The organism is Vibrio sp. L85 (genome assembly GCF_963871815.1).
GTDB classification, from domain to species: domain Bacteria; phylum Pseudomonadota; class Gammaproteobacteria; order Enterobacterales; family Vibrionaceae; genus Vibrio; species Vibrio harveyi.
In genome coordinates this window covers 1-1,235 of record NZ_CAWMYL010000132.1, presented here as the reverse complement: position 1 = coordinate 1,235, position 1,235 = coordinate 1, and the positions used below count along the sequence as shown (strand labels likewise).

Sequence of the window (1,235 nt, the reverse complement as noted above, 5' to 3'; positions counted from 1 at the left end):
GTACGCTCGTATCAGGTTTCAGCGCGTCGCCATAGCGTTTAAAGTCTTTCTCTAGCCCTTTCAGCACTTCGCCCGCTTCTACCGCTGCTTGCTCTGCATTAAACAGACCGGAGACAATTTGATCCGCGTACTGACCCATCAAGCGGTTGCTCGCTTCGTGGCCATAGAAGGTTTGTTCACCCGTGACGTTGTAGCCAGCAATCGCGAGTTTAGCTCGTAGCTTCTCGCCTTCTTCGCCTAAGCCTTCGTTGTCCGTTAGCAGCAGAATCGGCGTCTCTTTTGGCAAGCCTTTTAGGTTCTTCTCCACTGAGAATTGGCCGTTAACCGCTTTCGCGATAGCCCCCACAATGCCCGCAGGATTGGCCACTTCATGAGCGGTGATGGCTTTGGTCATGCTTGGCATAGGACGGTCAAGCAATAAGCCAGACACCGCTTGGCCGTTTTGCGCGGCATAACGTGCTAAATCTGCGGCAATTGGACCACCCATTGAGTAGCCGTGAATGATGATATTGCTTGGGTCAATACCCTTGTCGTTCACTAGGTAGTTGAACATGGTGCGAGCGTCTTGGTACAAGCCTTTTTCGCTTGGTCCGCCGTCGCTTTCACCATAGCCACGCAGGTTGACTGCGAGCATGTCGATACCTTGTTTCTGGTAGTGGTTGCGAATCTCGCTCGCTTGCTCTTCAGCAGAAGAACCAGAACCGTGCAGGAACAACACGACTTTGCCGCTTGTCGCGCTTGTTTCACCTTCGCTTGAAGCCGCTCCCTGATGGTAATGCCCCGTTAGACGGCCCGCTTCCCCTTTGAGGGTGACTTTCTGCGATTCTCCATTTTCTACCGCATGGTCAAGTAGGGTTTGCGTGATTTCGCCAATCTTACGACGCGCGTCTTTCTCACCGTATAACTCATTATTGAGGAATCGAGTCAGTGGGCTAAGAGATTCTTTATCGCGCGGTGGCGTGCCATCATTTTCAATCGCCACGTTTTCTTTGTGCTTCTCATTACCTGACAAGGCATCAAGGACATCAGTGACTTCCGGTTTGTTGATTGGCGTTGCATCAAACACAGGCAAATCTAGGATCCCCTGCATGGTGGTATTATCACCAAAGGTTGGCTTGTAGCTTGCTAACGTGTTGCCATCCATTACCACTACGCGATTGAAGATCGCTTCACCTGCGTCGTTTTTACCCAGCTTATAGCTTTGAGCCATGTTCAGATCGGACTTGCCGAAGAAA

Annotated in this window: 1 protein-coding gene; it reads right to left on the bottom strand. The window is 51.2% G+C overall.

The annotated features are described in order from the left end of the window. The coding region (locus AACR11_RS13695) for an alpha/beta hydrolase (protein WP_223295740.1) at window positions 1-1,235 on the bottom strand (1,235 nt) is incomplete at both ends.